The 17,789-nt window shown below is 46.6% G+C and carries 15 protein-coding genes and 1 pseudogene; 10 read left to right on the top strand and 6 right to left on the bottom strand.

Annotation, left to right across the window (positions count from 1 at the left end; genetic code table 11):
- Nucleotides 1–10: 10 nt before the first annotated feature.
- Both porT and ubiE read right to left on the bottom strand, forming a co-directional pair.
- The gene (gene porT / locus ACY652_RS12645) at nucleotides 11–742 is read right to left on the bottom strand and encodes a type IX secretion/gliding motility protein PorT/SprT (RefSeq protein ID WP_462264737.1); all 732 of its coding nucleotides are present in this window, start codon (nucleotides 740–742) and stop codon (nucleotides 11–13) included.
- Between the two features lie 3 nt (nucleotides 743–745).
- Nucleotides 746–1,483 carry a bifunctional demethylmenaquinone methyltransferase/2-methoxy-6-polyprenyl-1,4-benzoquinol methylase UbiE gene (gene ubiE, locus ACY652_RS12640; protein WP_462264736.1) on the bottom strand — a complete coding sequence of 246 codons (738 nt, stop codon included), beginning with the start codon at nucleotides 1,481–1,483 and terminating at the stop codon, nucleotides 746–748.
- 144 nt (nucleotides 1,484–1,627) lie between these two features.
- On the opposite strand from ubiE, the gene ACY652_RS12635 reads away from it, so the two are divergent.
- From ACY652_RS12635 to ACY652_RS12625, 3 genes are all read left to right on the top strand, one after another.
- On the top strand, nucleotides 1,628–3,604 hold the full coding sequence (locus ACY652_RS12635) for a gliding motility-associated C-terminal domain-containing protein (RefSeq protein WP_462264735.1): 1,977 nt from the start codon (nucleotides 1,628–1,630) through the stop codon (nucleotides 3,602–3,604).
- A 307-nt stretch (nucleotides 3,605–3,911) separates the two neighbouring features.
- Nucleotides 3,912–4,604 (top strand): hypothetical protein, encoded by a 693-nt coding sequence (locus ACY652_RS12630; RefSeq protein ID WP_462264734.1) that lies wholly within the window; start codon nucleotides 3,912–3,914, stop codon nucleotides 4,602–4,604.
- A 15-nt stretch (nucleotides 4,605–4,619) separates the two neighbouring features.
- Nucleotides 4,620–5,357: a hypothetical protein gene (locus ACY652_RS12625; RefSeq protein WP_462264733.1), complete on the top strand. Its 738-nt coding sequence runs from the start codon at nucleotides 4,620–4,622 to the stop codon at nucleotides 5,355–5,357.
- A 143-nt stretch (nucleotides 5,358–5,500) separates the two neighbouring features.
- Here the strand turns inward: ACY652_RS12625 and ACY652_RS12620 are convergent.
- A pseudogene (locus ACY652_RS12620) lies at nucleotides 5,501–6,817 on the bottom strand (DEAD/DEAH box helicase); the annotation flags it as partial.
- A 58-nt stretch (nucleotides 6,818–6,875) separates the two neighbouring features.
- Nucleotides 6,876–7,367 (bottom strand): VOC family protein, encoded by a 492-nt coding sequence (locus tag ACY652_RS12615; protein ID WP_462264732.1) that lies wholly within the window; start codon nucleotides 7,365–7,367, stop codon nucleotides 6,876–6,878.
- A gap of 53 nt (nucleotides 7,368–7,420) precedes the next feature.
- Here ACY652_RS12615 and yihA point away from each other — a divergent pair, with 53 nt between their 5' ends.
- From yihA to ACY652_RS12585, 6 genes are all read left to right on the top strand, one after another.
- On the top strand, nucleotides 7,421–8,077 hold the full coding sequence (gene yihA / locus ACY652_RS12610) for a ribosome biogenesis GTP-binding protein YihA/YsxC (RefSeq protein WP_462264731.1): 657 nt from the start codon (nucleotides 7,421–7,423) through the stop codon (nucleotides 8,075–8,077).
- A 10-nt stretch (nucleotides 8,078–8,087) separates the two neighbouring features.
- Nucleotides 8,088–8,966, top strand: a complete 879-nt coding sequence (locus ACY652_RS12605) for a UbiA-like polyprenyltransferase (protein ID WP_462264730.1) — start codon at nucleotides 8,088–8,090, stop codon at nucleotides 8,964–8,966.
- Nucleotides 8,942–9,547, top strand: coding sequence for a Crp/Fnr family transcriptional regulator (locus ACY652_RS12600; RefSeq protein WP_462264729.1), 606 nt, complete (start codon nucleotides 8,942–8,944; stop codon nucleotides 9,545–9,547). The genes ACY652_RS12605 and ACY652_RS12600 overlap by 25 nt, the downstream gene beginning before the upstream one ends.
- A gap of 96 nt (nucleotides 9,548–9,643) precedes the next feature.
- Complete coding sequence (locus tag ACY652_RS12595; protein WP_462264728.1) at nucleotides 9,644–10,570, top strand: NAD-dependent epimerase/dehydratase family protein; 927 nt, start codon at nucleotides 9,644–9,646, stop codon at nucleotides 10,568–10,570.
- A gap of 64 nt (nucleotides 10,571–10,634) precedes the next feature.
- A complete protein-coding gene (locus ACY652_RS12590) occupies nucleotides 10,635–12,335 on the top strand; it encodes a M3 family oligoendopeptidase (protein WP_462264727.1) in 1,701 nt (566 codons plus the stop codon).
- Nucleotides 12,336–12,469: 134 nt separating this feature from the next.
- Nucleotides 12,470–13,120: a hypothetical protein gene (locus ACY652_RS12585; RefSeq protein WP_462264726.1), complete on the top strand. Its 651-nt coding sequence runs from the start codon at nucleotides 12,470–12,472 to the stop codon at nucleotides 13,118–13,120.
- 31 nt (nucleotides 13,121–13,151) lie between these two features.
- On the opposite strand, the gene ACY652_RS12580 is transcribed toward ACY652_RS12585, so the two are convergent.
- Nucleotides 13,152–13,808, bottom strand: coding sequence for a phosphatase PAP2 family protein (locus tag ACY652_RS12580; RefSeq protein ID WP_462264725.1), 657 nt, complete (start codon nucleotides 13,806–13,808; stop codon nucleotides 13,152–13,154).
- Nucleotides 13,809–13,889: 81 nt separating this feature from the next.
- Here ACY652_RS12580 and ACY652_RS12575 point away from each other — a divergent pair, with 81 nt between their 5' ends.
- On the top strand, nucleotides 13,890–15,611 hold the full coding sequence (locus tag ACY652_RS12575) for an amino acid permease (protein ID WP_462264724.1): 1,722 nt from the start codon (nucleotides 13,890–13,892) through the stop codon (nucleotides 15,609–15,611).
- A gap of 95 nt (nucleotides 15,612–15,706) precedes the next feature.
- On the opposite strand, the gene ACY652_RS12570 is transcribed toward ACY652_RS12575, so the two are convergent.
- The gene (locus ACY652_RS12570; RefSeq protein ID WP_462264723.1) at nucleotides 15,707–17,659 is read right to left on the bottom strand and encodes a KUP/HAK/KT family potassium transporter; all 1,953 of its coding nucleotides are present in this window, start codon (nucleotides 17,657–17,659) and stop codon (nucleotides 15,707–15,709) included.
- Between the last annotated feature and the right edge of the window lie 130 nt (nucleotides 17,660–17,789).

The raw sequence follows: 17,789 nt of genomic DNA, 5'->3' as shown, positions 1-17,789 counted from the left end.
TAGGGGGCGGCTACTCGAAATACAAGCTGAAACTCAGCGTACGCAAAAACAACTTGCTTAGTGGCGCTGAATAGGGATGGTTTTCAGCGACCAGCACATTGCCAAATGAATTGCTGAGTTTCAGTTCGGGCGAAAGCTTGAAGTATTCAAAGTAAATATCAAAACCTACGCCTACCTCGTACGAGCCAAAACCGGCTTTGTTCTTTACTAATTTGTCCAGCGGTGCGGCATCGGCGTCTTTTCTGGCTTGCGAACCTAAGGAAGCGGTGTATTTTACGCCGCCCAGCAGGTAAGCCCTGAAATCGCCCAGGCGGTCGGATTTCAGTTTGATGGAAAGCGGCAAGTCTATCGAGGTGGTTTGTATCTGCTTATCGGTATTCTGCGAAGCTGTTTTGTAGGTATAGCTTAAGGTACGGTCGGCAAAAACCAAAGCCGGCGTGGTACGTACCTCTAAGTGATCAGTAAGGCGGTAACGGGTAATAAAGCCCACTGCAAAGCCGGGCGTACCGTGTGAGCTGATGCTGGTAAGTGAGTCGGTCAGATACCGGCGGGTATCGGTATCATAATAGGGCCGCCGCCAATCGGCATTTTTCAACACTTTAAAATCCTGGTTTACATATTGAAACAGGAAGCCAAAACTGAAATCCTCCAGGTCCGCATTGCCGCCCCATGCCGGTACATGCTGGGCCAGCACCGGCCGGCAGCATAAGCCCAACACCAACAACAGCCATACTTTTTTCAATACCTATGATGCTTTTATACCTGTATATATGGAACAGATACCAAACGCCAGCGGGCGGCTTTTGGTATTTTGGAAGCCTACCTTGTCCATCAACTGTGTAAACCGGCTGCCGTCAGGAAACGCCGCTACCGATTCGGGCAGATAACTGTAAGCCCGGCTGTCCTTTGAAAAAAGCTTGCCGATACCGGGGGTAATATAGTGGAAATAGAAATGATAAAGCTGCTTTATCGGAAAGGCTTTGGGTTTGGAAAATTCCAGAACCACCGCTTTGCCGCCGGGCTTCAGTACCCGGTACATATCGGCCAGCCCCTTTTCCAGGTTTTCAAAGTTACGCACGCCATAGGCAACAGTAATAGCATCAAATTCATCAGGTTGAAAAGGCAACTGCTCCGAATCTCCTAACTTCACACTAAACTTATTGCTCAACCCACGCTTAGCAATCTTCTGCTCAGCAATATTCAACATCCCGCGCGAAATATCTACACCGGTAATATGCTGCGGCTTCAAAATCTTTAACGCCTCAAAGGCAAAGTCGCCGGTGCCGGTAGCTACATCCAATATATGCTGCGGCCGCTCCTGCTTCAGCTCATTGATCGCCTTTTTACGCCAGATGATATCAATCCCCAATGACATGAAATGATTCAGAAAATCATACGTTTTGGAGATATTGTTAAACATATCGGCTACCTGCTCTTTCTTGGTAGCCTGCTGGTTATTATAAGGGGTTATTGTTTTACTCATGCGTTGCTGCAAAGATAGGCATTTATTGATGCGATAGGATGCATAGCATCCAAACCTAACCTCCTTACCTGCCACATCCATACATCACTATTGCATTGATTTGATTATATTTATACCGTATGCCGCTGGCATATATAAACCCGGATGCGCTCCTTAGCTGTTATTTTTATTGCTTCTCTGCTTCTGCTGGCCCGGCCTGTACACGCACAACTGTGCGCCGGCAGTGCAGGAGCAGCCGTATGGGTGGAAACTTTTGGTAAAGGCGATAATGACGATACAGGCCCGGCGTTGCCGGGCAGCGTAACTTCTCTTACTTATGCACCTGATATTTGCGGCGGTGATGAAGGCACTTATACCTTAATGACAGAAATAGGCACCAGCTGCAAAGATGGTATATGGCAGAGCTATACGTATGACCATACCCGTAACGGGCATGGTTATATGATGGTGATTAATGCCGGCCGGCGGCCGGCCTTATTTTACACGCATCAGCTTAAAGGCACTGATTTAAGCGCCGGAACCACTTATCAACTATCGGGATATATTTCCAATATATTGCGTGAATTACCGCGCACACGAGGGTTTATTCAACCGCAAATTAAGTTTCGGGTGGAAACCACCAATGGAATGTTACTTGCAGAATATACTACTCCGGCCATACCGGCTACAGATAATCCTGGTTTTTTCGAGCAGTACGGCACCTGCTTTACTGCTCCTGCCGATGGCTCAGATGTGATTATCAGCCTGCTGAGTGCAGTGCCCGGCGGTGACGGTAATGATTTTGCCATAGATGACATCAGCGTAAGCCCTGTAGGGCAAACCATTTTGGTTGGCTTTAACGTACCCGGCGATACGCGGCCGCAGCATGGCTGCCAGGGCGAAAACTTAACTTACAATTTGCTGAGCAATACGGATAACTACAAAAACCCGGATATACAATGGCAGCAAAATTTAAATGATGGCCTGGGCTGGGTAAACATTCCGGGTAGCGCGGCCCGGCAGAAAAACTATCTTTTGAACCTGCCCAATGCTTCACCGGGCGTTTATCAGTACCGGGTGGGATTGCTGGACGAATTGCAACGGGGAAAAGAAAGTAACCGGATCTACTCAGCCCCTTTAACGGTAACGGTTACGGCAGCGCCTGTAATTACGCTGCCTGCCACCCTTAACTTTTGCGAAGGGCAGCCGCTGCAACTGAGCGCCACCGGCGGCAGTAAATACCGCTGGGCGGGGCCTGATGGATGGACTTCAGCAGAGAGCAGCCCGGTGGTAACCACCGCAGCTACAGCCCTCTATTCAGGTCGCTATGTTTTGGAGGTAATCAGTGAAGATGGTTGTAGTTCGGCAGGCAGCACATTGGTTACAGTGCATCCGGCAGCAAAAATTATAACCTTTACACCCGGCAGCAGTATCTGTGCCGGGGATGCCGTTCAGTTAGACGTTACAGCTGCTAACGCTTTAACATACAAATGGTCGCCGGCGGCCGGGCTCAGCAACCCCAATATAGCCAACCCGGTTGCCAGCCCGTCTGTTACTACTACTTATACCGTAGAGGTAACCGCTGCAGGATGTGCGGAAGTTACCGACTACAGGCAGATTACAATTACGGTAAACCAGCGCCCGATGGCTGATGCCGGCTCTGCGGTAGCCATTTTTGCCGGCCAGCAGGGCCGGCTGCACGGAAAATCTTCGGGCGATAATGTTAGCATACATTGGGAACCGGCCGATTATCTTGACGATGCTGCCTCGCTTACACCAATTACCTCGGCTCCCCGGGATATGGTATATACGCTTCATGTATCGAACATAAGCTGCGGCGAACAAACCAGTTTGGTAACCGTACGCGTATATCAACAATTATCCTTGCCTAACAGCTTTACCCCCAATGGCGATGGCATTAATGACCTGTGGATAATTGGCAACCTGGATACTTATGCCAATGCCGAAGTAAGCATATATAACAGGCTGGGGCAGCAGCTGTATTACAGCCGGGGTTACCCCAGGCCCTGGGATGGCACCCTGCAAGGTAAATTTTTACCTGCAGGCAGCTATTACTACCTCATCAATTTGCATGAAGACCATTTGCCACCCTTATCCGGCTGGCTGCTAATTATCCGGTAAACCGTTATCAGGTAACTTTTCATTAATGAATTGCGGTCATTTCGGCCTTTCTTAAATAAGAAATCCAGCTTGCAATAAAATTAATTCAATAGAGTTGGTCACAAAATTGTTACGTTCCTGATAACATTTCCCCCACTTGTAACGTACAATAGCTGTACAGGATTTACAGTTCAAATTCAATAGAAGATTACGTACAATTAACAAAATTGTTAAGAAAGCTTAATCCGGTTATACCCACTGATTGCCCTAATGATCAGTAAGTATTTTGGATTATTATCCTGACCATTAATTTAAACTTAGTTACTAAATGAAGATTAAACTCATTGGTTCTATCAGCCTGCTATGGCTAACCGCTGTTGCCGTACAGGCGCAGCAGCGTACGGCCACAACCTCCGCAAAAACGGCATACCATCCGCAGTCGGTACAGTTAAACGTTGGTACGGTTGGTATTGGTGCTGCTTACAATTATGGCTTCAACGCTAAACTGGCGTTACAGGCCGGGCTGGATGTGATACCGATCAAAGCGAAGAACGTGCTCGATTTCAGCGATTTTAATTCGAAATCTGATCTGAAAGCCCGGTTTACTGATATATATGCACGGTTGTATTATACACCTTTTAAGAATGCAGCCGGCTTCCGGCTGGCAGGCGGATTGGCTTATTTTGCCAAGGCCAAAGGCACGCTTGACGTTCAGCCATCAGACAGCTATAAGTATGGCGATATCCAGCTTACTCCGGACCAGGTAGGGCACCTCACTTTTACAGCCGACTGGCAGGGCGTAGCGCCATACGCAGGCATCGCATTATTTCCAATGTTCCCAAAGCACAAATTTAATGTGAACCTCGATTTGGGCAGCTACTACCTGAAGCAGCCTGAAGCCACAATTACGGGTACCGGAAACTTGCAGGGCAATGCTTCGCAAAATGCTCAGTTTCAGGAAAATATTAAAGGTTACCGCTGGCTACCGGTGATACAGCTTAATTTCAATTATAAATTCTAATCAAATCTACTGCATATGACTAACATTAAAAAGATGGCGTTTGCGCTACTCCTGTTGTTGCCGCTGGCCTGTAAAAAGCCCACCGAAAATTTGAAAATTGTGGTAGATACCAATATTATCAAATACACTGCCCTTATACGGATTACTGATGCCGCCAATCCTTCGGTAACGCCTGCCAATGCAGCTATCACGATAAGCGGTCCTGCAGCAAATGACGTATATGAAGTATCGGGGAAAAAGAACCTTACTGTGGTTAATGGCATCATCACGATTGGCCTGGGCCCTTCTATAACACCCGAAGCGAATAGTCCGATTAGCTGTACAGCACAAATCAGTGCACCTGGTTATGTTACCCAAACACAAACCATTACTTTTACGTCGGGGCAAATGCAGCAGGTACTTAACATGGGCTTGGCAAAACCCGGCAGTACAGCCCCGGTGGCTACCCCGCCGCCGCCGCCAACAACCAATCCTGCGGTTACGCTGGATTTTACCGGCACCTGCGCCAACAAAAAAGATCTCCAGATTAAACCCAGCCTGTACGTCTTCTATAAGGTAAACGGCACAAATGCTGCTTACCAGTATCTGGGTTACATCAGCTCCGGAAAAATCACCACCCAGGCGCTGGCCTCAGGCACCATTTATGATTTTCAGATCACTTATGGCGGGCATGCTTATACCGCAACGCAGCGTATACAGCAAGCTAATTACGCCATTAACATTGATATGGGCACGGCCTGTAATAATTTTTAGCAGTAGCCGTTTCAAAATATAATCGCCAGTGCTATTTTTTTAGCACTGGCGATTTTTGTGAATTACAGACGGTTATGGAAGCATCACCGCAAAAAACCATTGCTTATCCTGACGGCGAAACAACGCAATAGTATGATCCGTTTTTAACCGTGCTTTTTCTTTTTGCTCATTTTTGCTTTTACGCCGGCCCGGTAATTATAGGTTTTTGCATTACTGGCCTTTTTTTCGTGAAAAGCTTCACCTTTAACCGGTTCAGTATTTTTGTGTTTAGATGGCTTTGCTTCATCGGCTCCCGGCTTTTTATCGGTTTGAATAACCAAATTTTCCGGCAACTCTGTTGTGGCCATTTTCTGGCCGCTAACCTGCTCTATTTTTTTTACGGCGGCCAGCTCTAAATCAGTAGCAAAGGTAAGGGCCAAAGTTTCGTCATCAGTTATGGCTGAACCTTTGACTACCCGGTTTAAATAAGCTTCAGGCGTTGCCGGTAACTCAAAGTGAATCAGGAACGGAACTTTTTGCAGTGCATGCGCCGCTATTTCTTCGTCTGCTACAATCAATACCTGCTTACTGCTATCCGCCATAAAATCGCCGATACTGTTTGATCCGTCCATTTCAAAGTGCCACGAATTGAACACTGTTACCGCATTTTTAAGGTGCAGTTTCAGGGTTTGGTACAACTTTTCGGCGGTTGGGCGGGTGTTTACAAACACCACGGCTTTGGTAAAAATGTCGGCATCCTGCACAAACAGCCGCAGCAGGTTAAGCTTTGTGCCGAAATTTGGCAGGCGGTAAAGCAGCTGCGGATGCAGCTCCATAGCAACGGCGCTTTCTTCCTCTACCTCAACTACGGTTGGCTGCTTCATAAACGGGCCGATCATTTTTTCCAGTTTATCGTGCATTACCTCGGTAAATACCAGGCGCTGGCATTTGATCAGGGCCTGGTTGAGTTCGGCCACAGGCAACTGCAAGCCCTGCTTCACCAGCAGTTCAGCATCATCCATTACCAGCAGTTCTACCTTGTTAAGGTTAAGCCCTAATTTAAGGTAAATGGCACGGGCACGATCCGGCGTAGCCACCACAATATCAGCGCCTTCGGCCATAGCATCCATCTGAGCCTCGGTACCCGGCGCAGCATACAAGCCAACAATGGAAATAGATCTGTTGTGATTTATTTCCTCAAACCGGCTGATAACTGATAACACCTTATCCCTGTTGTGTACCAATACCAGCGCCTTGGTGATACCATCGGCCGTATATGTAAAGCGGTTGAGTACAGCTAAAACAGCGGTGGTGGTTTTACCGCAGCCTTCCGGCCCTACGGCTATCACATCCTGCCCGCCGTTAATGCGCGAAAGAGTTTTGAGCTGCAGTTCTTTAGGCGTTTGATAACCGGCCTGGCTTAATGATAAGATGAGCCCTTTTTTCAGTTTCAGTTTTTCCGGCCACGCCATACAGATATAGTTTTGATAACTGCAAAGCTACACTTTTGCGGGGAATTTGACTTTTTGGTTGCTGCGTTCAATTGAGTTCCGCCAGTAAGCCTGCTGCATCCAGCCGCTGGGTAAACATCGTTAGTTTACCTTCGGCATCCAGCGGCCATTGCTCACGCGGGCGGTCCCAGTAAAGCTCCACCCCGTTCTGGTCAGGGTCGTTCAGGTAGATAGCCTCTGATACGCCATGATTAGAGGCGCCGGTAATGGCCGGATAACCGGCATCCAGCAACCGTTTAAAAATAGCAGCAAGGTCTTTCCGCTCCGGGTACAGAATAGCGGTATGGTATAAACCTGCGGCATACTCAAGTGCCGGCCCTGCCCCTTTGCTGTGCCAGGTATTCAGCCCGATATGATGGTGGTACCCGCCGGCCGAAATGAAGGCCGCCTGATCGCCGTACATCATCATCAATTCAAAACCCAGCAAACCGCAGTAAAAATCGAGCGAACGCTGCAGGTTGCTCACCTTCAGGTGCACATGGCCGATACGGGTTTGTGCAGGAATATGATACGCATCCATAAATTATATGTTTAAACATCAAATATCAATACAATACCTCGTATCTTTGTACCATGATTGTAAAAACTGCCGAATTTATATGCAGTAATACCAAAATTTCCAAACTGCCGCCTCCCTTAAAACCTGAGTATGCCTTCATCGGCCGTTCCAACGTAGGTAAATCTTCGCTGATCAATATGCTTACGCATAAGAAAGGCTTGGCTAAAACCTCGCAAACGCCGGGAAAAACGCAGCTGATTAATCATTTCTACATTAATGATGCCTGGTACATTGTGGATTTGCCTGGCTATGGATATGCACGTACCTCCAAAAGTAATAAGGAAACGTGGGACAAGTTTATCCGTACCTACCTGGACAAGCGCGAAAGCCTGCAATGTGTGCTGGTATTGATTGACAGCAGGCTTACCCCGCAAAAGATTGATGTAGAGTTTTGCAACTGGCTTGGCGAAAAAGGCTTATCCTTCGTACTGGTTTTCACTAAAGCCGACAAGCAATCCACCCTGAAAACAGAACAGAATGTTGAACTGTTTAAGCAGGCGCTGCTGGCTACGTTTGAGGAAGTGCCCGAATGTTTCATCACCTCCGCAGAAAAGCGTTCCGGCCGCGATGAAGTATTGAACTTTATTGATGGCGTAAACCAAAACTTTGAAGTGCCGGAGTTTACGCCGCCAGGTAGCGATTCTATCGGTTCCTTTCTTGACAGTGATTAATTAAGTATAAATGAAAAAATACTTCTCTCTGGTTACCTTTTCGCATACCATATTTGCAATGCCGTTTGCCTTCATCGGCTTTTTTTTGGCGGTAACCACCACCGATAATACTTTTACATGGCTTCAGCTGCTGCCCATGCTGCTACTGATGCTGGTGTGCATGGTATGCGCCCGCAACGCCGCCATGGCCTTTAACCGCTACCTCGACCGTGAGATTGATGCTAAAAACCCGCGCACCAAAGTGCGCGATATACCGGCCGGCCGCATTACACCCGGTGCTGCCCTTGCATTTACCATTGTTAACTGTGTGCTGTTTATGGCGGCTACCTTTTTCATCAATTTGCTTTGCTTCTACCTGTCGCCGGTAGCTTTGCTGGTAGTGTTGGGTTACAGCGCCACTAAACGATTTACCGCATTGTGCCATTTGGTGCTGGGCTTGGGCTTGTCACTGGCTCCAATAGGCGCTTATCTGGTGGTGGCCGGGCAATTCAGTTTGTTGCCTATCTTTTACTCTTTGGCGGTATTGTGCTGGGTAAGCGGCTTTGATATCATTTATGCCCTGCAGGATGAAGAGTTTGACCGCAGCCAGAATTTGCATTCCATTCCCCGGCATCTGGGTACGGCCACCGCACTCGATTTATCTACCGCATTACATGTGCTGTCGGCTGTTTTTGTGGTGCTACCTATATTTTTTACCCCGGTGGGCTGGCCCTATTATGCCGGATTGGCGGTGTTTTGTACCATGCTGGTCTACCAGCACCGGCTGGTAAAACCGCATGATTTGAGCCGGGTAAACTTTGCCTTTATGACTACCAATGGCATTGCCAGTGTAGTATTTGCTTTATGTTTTCTGTTAGATAGGGCATGGATACATTACCACTTTATTTAAACCGATACCGGCAGGCCTTGCACAAGTTTGTAGGCTTTACTGATGAAGAATGGCAGCTATTTAGCCAGGGGCTTTATATTGAACAAATAAAAAAGAAAAAATTTTTTGTTGAAGCAGGCGATGTTTGCAAAAAAGTGAGCCTGATCATAACTGGTTCGGTACGGTTTTATGTGGTAAAAGATGGTGAAGAAATCACCAACTACTTCTGCTTCGAGAATGAATGGGTGAGCGCCTATTCCAGCTTTCTGAAACAACGGCCCAGCCCGGTGTATATTGAAGCTTTGCAGGATACGGTGCTGGTTACTTTTACTTATCAGTTTTTGCAGCAGTGCTACGCCTCGCCGCAACTGGCCTACAAATCGGAGCGTTTTGGCCGGCTCATTGCCGAGTATCTGATCGGCTGTTATGAGGACCGGCTGGCCTCATTCCTTTACCAATCGCCCGAGGAGCGGTACCTGCAATTATTAAAAACCAATATAACCCTCATGCAATATGTGCCCCAGCATTACATTGCCAATTATCTGGGCATTACACCGGTTTCATTGTCGCGCATCCGCAAACGCATCATGCATACCAACTAATCCGCACCGCTTAAATTACTGCTGGTTTTATTATCTTAAGTTAACGTTTCGGGCGCTCCGCCCGGCGTAGGTTTGCTATAACAAAAACACAGAATTATGCATACCGTATTAGGAGCCGGCGGGCCGGTAGCCAATTCCCTTACCCGTGAGTTAATCAATCATCATCAACAGGTACGTTTGGTGAGCCGCCGCGAAGTAAAGGTTAACGCACCCAACGTAAGCTGGCAAAAAGCAGATTTGCTCAACTACCAGGAACTGAAACCGGCGGCTCAGGGCTCAACGGTAATTTATTTATGCGCCGGTTTGGTTTACAACCACCAGATATGGCAGCAGCAATGGCCTGTTATCATGCAAAACGTCATCCGCCTGGCTAAAGAAACGCAGGCCCGTCTTATTTTCTTTGATAATGTTTACATGTATGGCCTGGCAGATGGCCCCATGACAGAAACCGCACCTTATAACCCTGCCAGCAGTAAAGGAGAAGTAAGGGCGAAGATAGCAACCACACTAATGGATGAGGTTAAGGCCGGTAACCTAACTGCTACCATAGCACGTGCCCCTGATTTTTACGGCTCCGAAAGTATGAACAGCTTTGTTGATGGTATGGTAATAGCTAAGTTTGCTAAAGGTGACCGGGCGTTGTGGATGGGTAAGCCTGAAAGGCTGCACAACTTTATTTATTTGCCTGATGCCGGCAAAGCCGTTTACATTTTAGGGCAGCACCCGGAAAGCGATAACCAGATTTGGCATTTACCTACCGCTGCACCGGTTACAGGCGTAGATTTTATACAAACCGCGGCCCGGGCCTTCAATGTGCACGCAAAATATTTTACTGTTAACAAGCTGATGCTGCGCATGATCGGCTTGTTTGATAAAGCAGTTAGAGATACCGTAGAAATGTATTACCAGTACGACCATGATTACCTGTTCAGCTCCAGTAAATTTGAGCAAGCCTTTAACTATACGCCGGTGAGTTATCAGCAGGGATTAACTGAACTCAGGCAAACGCTGTTTAAGCCATAAACCTTTACTTTATCCTGATGTTGATTTAGCTAACTTCGCCATAGTATTTAATCTGTTAAACATCATGATACAGCCTAAAGAGAAAAAATACATACCGGCCAACCTGGAGATCAAATGGGAAAATTTAGAACCCATTTATCAGGAACTGCAAAACCGTCCCATTAATTCGGTAACTGAACTGGAACAATGGCTGCGCAACCGCAGCGAACTGGAGGCGGCACTGGAAGAAGATTTTGCCTGGCGCTACATCCGCATGACCTGCGATACGGCAAATGAGGAACTGCTGCAAAACTTTCAGTATTTTGCTACGGAGATTGAGCCGAAGATTGCACCTTACAATAATGAACTGAACCAAAAACTGGCCGCCAGCGAATATACCAATCAACTGGATGAGCGCAAGTATTTTGTATACCTGCGCAGTGTAAAGAAAGCGCTGGAACTGTTCAGGGAAGAAAACATCCCGGTGCAAACCGAAATTCAGCTGGAGCAGCAGAAGTATCAATCGATCACCAGCGCCATGTCGGTACATATTGGCGATAAGGAGTTTACGCTGGAGCAGGCCGGCGCGATACTGAAAGATACCGACCGCAGCAAGCGGAAGGAAGCCTGGGAAAAAATTACTGCCCGCCGCCTGCAGGATAAGGATAAGCTGAATGAGCTGTTTGATATCCTGATGGTGCTGCGCCACAAAGTAGCACTGAACGCTAATTTTAACAACTTCCGCGATTACATGTTCCAGGCGCTGGGCAGGTTTGATTATACCCCGCAGGACTGCTACAATTTTCATGAAGCGATTGAAAAGGAAATAGTGCCTATCCTGCGAGAGCAGGCCGAGAAACGCAAAGCCGCATTACAGCTAGATGAACTGCGCCCCTGGGATACGGAGGTAGACATCACCGGCAAAGCCCCTTTAAAACCCTTTACCAGCGGTGAGGATTTGATTGAAAAATCAATTCAATGCTTCAACGCCATTAATCCGTATTTGGGTGAGCGCCTGCAGTTGATGAAGGATAACGGCCTGTTTGATGTGGAAAGCCGCAAAGGCAAAGCGCCCGGCGGGTACAATTATCCGCTGGCCGAAACCGGTGCGCCTTTCATTTTCATGAACTCGGCCAACACCTTCCGCGATTTAACCACGATGGTGCACGAAGGCGGCCATGCGGTGCATACCTTTCTGACGGCTGACTTAGAACTAAATGACTTTAAGCACACGCCATCCGAGGTGGCCGAACTGGCATCCATGTCGATGGAACTGATCTCGATGGATCAGTGGCAGGTATATTTTGATAACGAGGAAGAATTGAAACGTGCCAAGCGCGACCAGCTGATTGATGTATTGAAAACCCTGCCCTGGGTAGCCGTAGTTGACCAGTTTCAGCACTGGCTATACACCAACCCCGACCATACCGATGTGCAGCGCGCCGATGCCTGGCTGCAAATTTATGAGCGCTTTGGCGCCGGCTTTGTGGATTGGAACGGCCTGGAAGAAGCTAAGGCTAATCTTTGGCAAAAACAACTGCACATATTCGAAGTACCCTTTTACTATATTGAATACGGCATGGCCCAGTTGGGCGCCATAGCGGTGTGGAAGAATTACAAAGAGAATCCGGAGAAAGGGTTGCAGCAATATTTAGAGGCTTTAAAGTTAGGCTATACCAAAACCATCAAGGAAATTTACGAAACGGCCGGTATTAAATTTAATTTCAGTGCTGATTATGTAAAGGAACTGGCTGAATTTGTGCAGCAGGAGCTGGAAAAGATTTAGCATAACGTAATTAAATAATTCAACAAAAGGGCGGCGTATACTATGGTGTACGCCGCCATTTTGCCTGTCAGCTAACCAGCACCTCAACCCCGTCATTCAAACAATCTGTAAAAATGCAGGGTTATTGTATCTGTATGAGAAAGATACTCCCCCTTATTTTAATGCTGATGGGCAGCCTTTCAGCATTAAGCCAGGTACTGATTCCGGTAAAGTTAGACAGCAGTGTTACCGTTTCTCTTCCTAAAGAGTACCGCAAGCAAGATACCCTGGGCCAGCAGGTATTTACTGCCAATGCGTTGTATGGCTATATCATTATTACAAGGGCTGCCAATCCGCCGGGCAAGCCACTTAAACGTGAAAAGGATTTAAAGAAAGAACTTAAGAACTACCAGAACAAGATACTGTCGGGCACATTAAAAAGCACCGTTGACAATGATAAAGATACGGTGATTGCTAACAGCCTGCTTGCACGGGATTTTACCTTGAAGGTAGATACCGGCGCGGGTGTGCAGGACCGTCAGTTCAGGGTTGTTTATACTAAGAACTTTACCTACACCTTTCAGTATCTGATGAACGAATCTCAGCGCGAGGTAGCCATAAAGGAAGTAAAGGCATTCTTCAGTTCGATGAAATTCGCACCGGATGTAAATCGCGAAGATCAATATTCTATAATCGGCCAGTTTACCGGTATGCACAAAGGCCTCAGAATGGGGCTTATTGCCGGTGGTATTGTAATCATCCTGCTTATTGTTGCGGTTATCAGGCGCCGGAAAAAACAGGTGTAACAGGTTAACAGATCTCAACTATAACAAGGGCCTACCTTTTAAACAGGCCCTTGTTCCATTTCATGCTGCGCAGAAACGGCCGGCTATCCATCCAGGTAAGCCACATCAGGGTAGATATAACGCCGATAATGGAGCCGGCCATTACATCTTCCAAAAAATGCTGGCTCAGGTACATGCGCGAATAGGCAACTGAAACAGCAACCAGCAAAAAGAGAAAACCCCAGCGCTTGCTTACAGATAAGTAAGCCAGCACAGTTGCAGCAGCAAATGCAGTAACTGTATGTCCTGAAGGGAAGCTGTTATTCGTTAGTATGGCCTGCCCTTTTACAAAATAGATTTTGGCTAACTGGCCGGCAAAGTAAGCCTTAGGTCGCGGCGCATGTACAATATGCTTGGCTAACTGCACAATTAAGCCGCTAATGGCAAAACTGGTTACAAACAGCAGCATTTTACGGTAACTGGTGCATATACAATAAATAAAAACAGGCACCAGCATCCAGCCTGTTCCCATTTGGGTTATATATGGAAACACCGCATCGCCCCAATTGCTGTGCCGTGCATTGATGGCAAAATAAATCTCCGGGCGTGTATAGGTCAGCTTTATAATAAAGCAGCAAATAATTACAATAAGGTAAGGCACAAAAAACAGCCGGCTTTGGCGCAATACATCCAGCAAACGGGTTTCCATGCTGCAAATAAACAGTTTTTAAGGCATCAGGCTCAAAAAAATTGGCTATGTTTGGGAGTTGAGGCAATTTTTTTAAACTAAATGTCGAAAAGTATACTCCGCAGAAAGTCTGTTGATAAAATTTTGGCTGATGTAGCCAGCGGTTTTAGTGATGGTGAGCATTCAGGCTCGGGCAACCAGCTCAAAAAGGAACTGAAAGTTAAAGATTTAACGTTAATGGGCATTGCCGCTGTGGTAGGCGCAGGTATTTTTTCTACCATCGGCGTTGCCTCGTTCAATGGCGGCCCGGGTGTAACCATCCTGTTTATTATTACGGCCATTACCTGCGGCTTTTCGGCCATGTGCTATGCTGAATTTGCCTCGCGCATACCAGTAGCGGGCAGCGCCTATACTTATGCCTATGCTTCCTTTGGCGAACTGATAGCCTGGATTATCGGCTGGGATTTACTGATGGAGTATGCCATTGGTAACATTGCGGTAGCCATATCATGGAGTGAATATTTTGTTAACCTGCTGGAAGGCTTTAAACTTCATGTGCCCCGGTATTTAACCATGGACTATTTCAGCGCCTTTAAAGCGCACAACCAGTTACTGGAATTTACCCGTACCGGCCACCTGAAGGAAATAACCGACAAGATTAAGCTAAGTGCCCAGGCATGGAATACAGCCCCTGGATTTGGTAACCTTAAGCTGATTGCCAATATACCGGCACTGCTGATTGTAATTGTAATTACTTACCTGGTTTACATTGGCATACGCGAAACCAAGAAGGTAACCAACGCCATGGTAATACTTAAAATTGCCATTGTTATTGCGGTTATTATACTGGGTTGTTTTTACGTAACCCCGGCGCACTGGCACCCTTTTTTACCGAACGGCTTTAGCGGCGTAATGAAGGGCGTATCGGGGGTATTCTTTGCCTACATTGGCTTTGATGCAATCTCTACCACGGCCGAGGAATGCGAAAACCCGCAGCGCGATTTACCGCGCGGCATGATTTATTCGCTTATTATCTGTACGGTACTATATGTGCTGATTGCGCTGGTACTTACCGGCATGGTAGATTACCGTAAGCTGGACGTAGGCGACCCGCTGGCATTCGTATTCGCCAATGTTGGCCTCAAAAAGATCAGTTATATTATTTCTATCAGCGCTGTAATTGCAACAGCCAGTGTGTTGCTTATCTTTCAGATGGGGCAGCCCCGCATCTGGATGAGTATGAGCCGCGACGGATTGCTGCCCAAGGCATTCTCCCGCATCCATCCTAAGTTTCATACCCCTTCTTTTGCTACCGTTGTTACAGGTTTTGTAGTAGCCATACCTGCGTTGTTCATGAACTTAACTGAGGTAACCGATTTAACCAGCATTGGCACCTTGTTTGCCTTTGTACTGGTATGCGGCGGTGTGTTGCTGCTGCCAAAAGACGATACGGTGAGCAGCCGCTTCCGTATTCCGTATATCAATTCGCAATGGATAGCTCCGGCGCTTTTTATTGCAGGTATCATTGTTTTTTGGAAACCAATGCTTGGCTTGTTTGCTGCCGAGAATGCGCACGAGCGATTCCCTTTCTTTTTGTTCATCATTTTATCAGCCGCACTTACCACACTGGCATTTATCAAAAAACTGTCGCTGATACCTGTTTTAGGCTTGCTGAGCTGCTTTTACCTCATGACCGAGTTAGGTTACCTTAACTGGCTGCGCTTTCTGATATGGCTGGCTATCGGGCTGGTGGTATACGCCACTTATGGCTACAAACACAGCGTACTTGGCAAGGCAGATAAAGTTGCGCTATCCAATTTTTAAAGCACTGCTTCCGCATCAAACTATTTGAGCTATAGCTACAAAAAGGAACAGCCTGCTTTGCTGAAGCAGGCTGTTCCTTTTTGTAGTAAATGAAATTATTCAATCCGGTGTATCTGCACAGTTTCGGGGTCTGATAACATGAGCGGCACCTTTTCTACCGTTACAAAGCTTAGATCAAGCCCGAAACCGCGCTCCTCAGAGATGCTCAAATGCTTCAAATAATCATGCAATTTCATAATTATAGATTCGTAGAATGATAATGCATGTGAGCGGGAAACTATTTTTTCGATCACTACAAACCTGAAGTCGCCCACAATTTTACGGTTGTTAAGCGATTTGTAGGTGCTGATAATGTCTATCTCACCGTTTTTCACCAAATCTTCTACCACCTTACGGAACAGCAAACTGATTTGCTGCTCTACCCTAAACCCTAATTTAAAATCAATACGTATCAGTTTTCCTGGTACCAGAAAATCAACCTCGTAATCGCGGGTGTAGGGCTCATCCATTACATCCACATGCACCAGCCAGTATACATCGGCCCGTTTGGGCTGCTTCTGTAAAATGGAGTACATAATCTTAGATTCTACCTCGGAGTTAAAGTTGGCGCTGGTAAGATACACCAGCTGCGAAGCGTATTTGGGTACCGTTTCATCTTCGCTTAACTCCTTTATAATTTCGTAATAATCTTCAACGTCTACAAACTTAATATACCGGTTGCGTATCTTACGGGCACTGTGCCAGCTCCACATAATGCAGAATAATACGGAGCCTATGGTTACAGTAAACCAGCCGCCATCAACAAACTTACCCAGGTTACCTAACAGGAATGTACCTTCCAGAAGTATGTAAACCAGCAAAAATATATTGATAAGATAACGCGGCACTTTACGGCGGCGCAAGAAGCGCGATACCAAAATAGTGGTCATCAGCATAGCGATGGTGATACTCAAGCCATAAGCTGCGCCCATTTTGCTCGACTCTTTGAAAAGCAGCACAACACCGATACAACCCAGCATCAGTAACCAGTTAATACTGGGTACATATAACTGTCCCTTTTGCTCAGATGGGTAATTGATTTTAACTTTAGGCCATAGATTTAACCTCACCGCCTCGGCAATAAGTGTAAATGAGCCCGAAATAAGCGCCTGGCTGGCAATTACGGCAGCAACAGTGGCTAAGGAAATGCCGTAAATTAAAAATCCCGGCGGCATCAGTTCATAAAAGGGGTTATGTTTATCTAAGGCCAACACCTGCCCCTTGTGTTGCAGCAACCATACGGCCTGCCCAAGATAGTTTAAAACCAGGCAGCTTTTAACATATATCCAGCTGATGCGGATATTGGTACGCCCGCAGTGGCCCAAATCAGAATATAAAGCTTCGGCCCCGGTAGTACATAAGAATACGGCACCTAAAATGGCAAATGCCGAAACAGGAACAGTATGGCTGGTAAGCAAGGCATAGGCATAATATGGATTGAGCGCTTTAAGCACATAAGGCATTTTCACCAGGTACAATATGCCCAATACGCCGATCATGGTAAACCAGAGAAACATAATGGGCCCGAAGGCTTTACCAACGGTAGACGAGCCGAACTGCTGTATAAAGAATAAACCGGCAATGATGCCGATTACAATATACATGGTAGGTTCGTGCGGATAAAAGATTTGCAGTCCTTCTACGGCTGAAGAAATTGTAATTGGCGGAGTAATGATACCATCGGCCAGCAAAGCGCAACCGCCTACAATAGCCGGAACAATGAGCCACTTGGCCCGCCGCCTTACCAGGGAAAAAAGTGAGAATATGCCGCCTTCCCCCTTGTTATCGGCCTGAAGCGTAATTATTACATACTTTATGGTAGTTTGCAGCGTGAGCGTCCAGAATATGCAGGAAACGCCGCCAAGTATGAGTGTTTCTGAAATTTGGGTTTTACCAATGATTTCCTTAAACACATAGAGCGGTGAAGTACCAATATCACCATAGATAATGCCTAAGCTGATTAACAGCCCGGAAAAGGTTAGTTTTTGAAGATCTTTGTGGTGTGACACTTTAGAAGTATAAGTTATCCATATAAAAAAACATAAATTGTAACTTTAACACTATACGCACGTATGCACCAAACAACAGCGCACATTTGAGAAGGCAAACAAATAATTGTTAAATTGTGTTAAATGCAGC

This window comes from Mucilaginibacter sp., assembly GCF_965200995.1.
In the GTDB taxonomy this organism is placed as follows: Bacteria; Bacteroidota; Bacteroidia; order Sphingobacteriales; family Sphingobacteriaceae; genus Mucilaginibacter.
This window is presented reverse-complemented; position numbering and strand designations above follow the sequence as displayed.

Coding starts and splice junctions, on each gene's coding strand:
- ubiE (WP_462264736.1), bottom strand. CDS start 1,483: ATGAGTAAAACAATAACCCCTTATAATAACCAGCAGGCTACCAAGAAA.
- ACY652_RS12635 (WP_462264735.1), top strand. CDS start 1,628: ATGCGCTCCTTAGCTGTTATTTTTATTGCTTCTCTGCTTCTGCTGGCC.
- ACY652_RS12630 (WP_462264734.1), top strand. CDS start 3,912: ATGAAGATTAAACTCATTGGTTCTATCAGCCTGCTATGGCTAACCGCT.
- ACY652_RS12625 (WP_462264733.1), top strand. CDS start 4,620: ATGACTAACATTAAAAAGATGGCGTTTGCGCTACTCCTGTTGTTGCCG.
- ACY652_RS12615 (WP_462264732.1), bottom strand. CDS start 7,367: ATGGATGCGTATCATATTCCTGCACAAACCCGTATCGGCCATGTGCAC.
- yihA (WP_462264731.1), top strand. CDS start 7,421: ATGATTGTAAAAACTGCCGAATTTATATGCAGTAATACCAAAATTTCC.
- ACY652_RS12605 (WP_462264730.1), top strand. CDS start 8,088: ATGAAAAAATACTTCTCTCTGGTTACCTTTTCGCATACCATATTTGCA.
- ACY652_RS12600 (WP_462264729.1), top strand. CDS start 8,942: ATGGATACATTACCACTTTATTTAAACCGATACCGGCAGGCCTTGCAC.
- ACY652_RS12595 (WP_462264728.1), top strand. CDS start 9,644: ATGCATACCGTATTAGGAGCCGGCGGGCCGGTAGCCAATTCCCTTACC.
- ACY652_RS12590 (WP_462264727.1), top strand. CDS start 10,635: ATGATACAGCCTAAAGAGAAAAAATACATACCGGCCAACCTGGAGATC.
- ACY652_RS12585 (WP_462264726.1), top strand. CDS start 12,470: ATGAGAAAGATACTCCCCCTTATTTTAATGCTGATGGGCAGCCTTTCA.
- ACY652_RS12580 (WP_462264725.1), bottom strand. CDS start 13,808: ATGGAAACCCGTTTGCTGGATGTATTGCGCCAAAGCCGGCTGTTTTTT.
- ACY652_RS12575 (WP_462264724.1), top strand. CDS start 13,890: ATGTCGAAAAGTATACTCCGCAGAAAGTCTGTTGATAAAATTTTGGCT.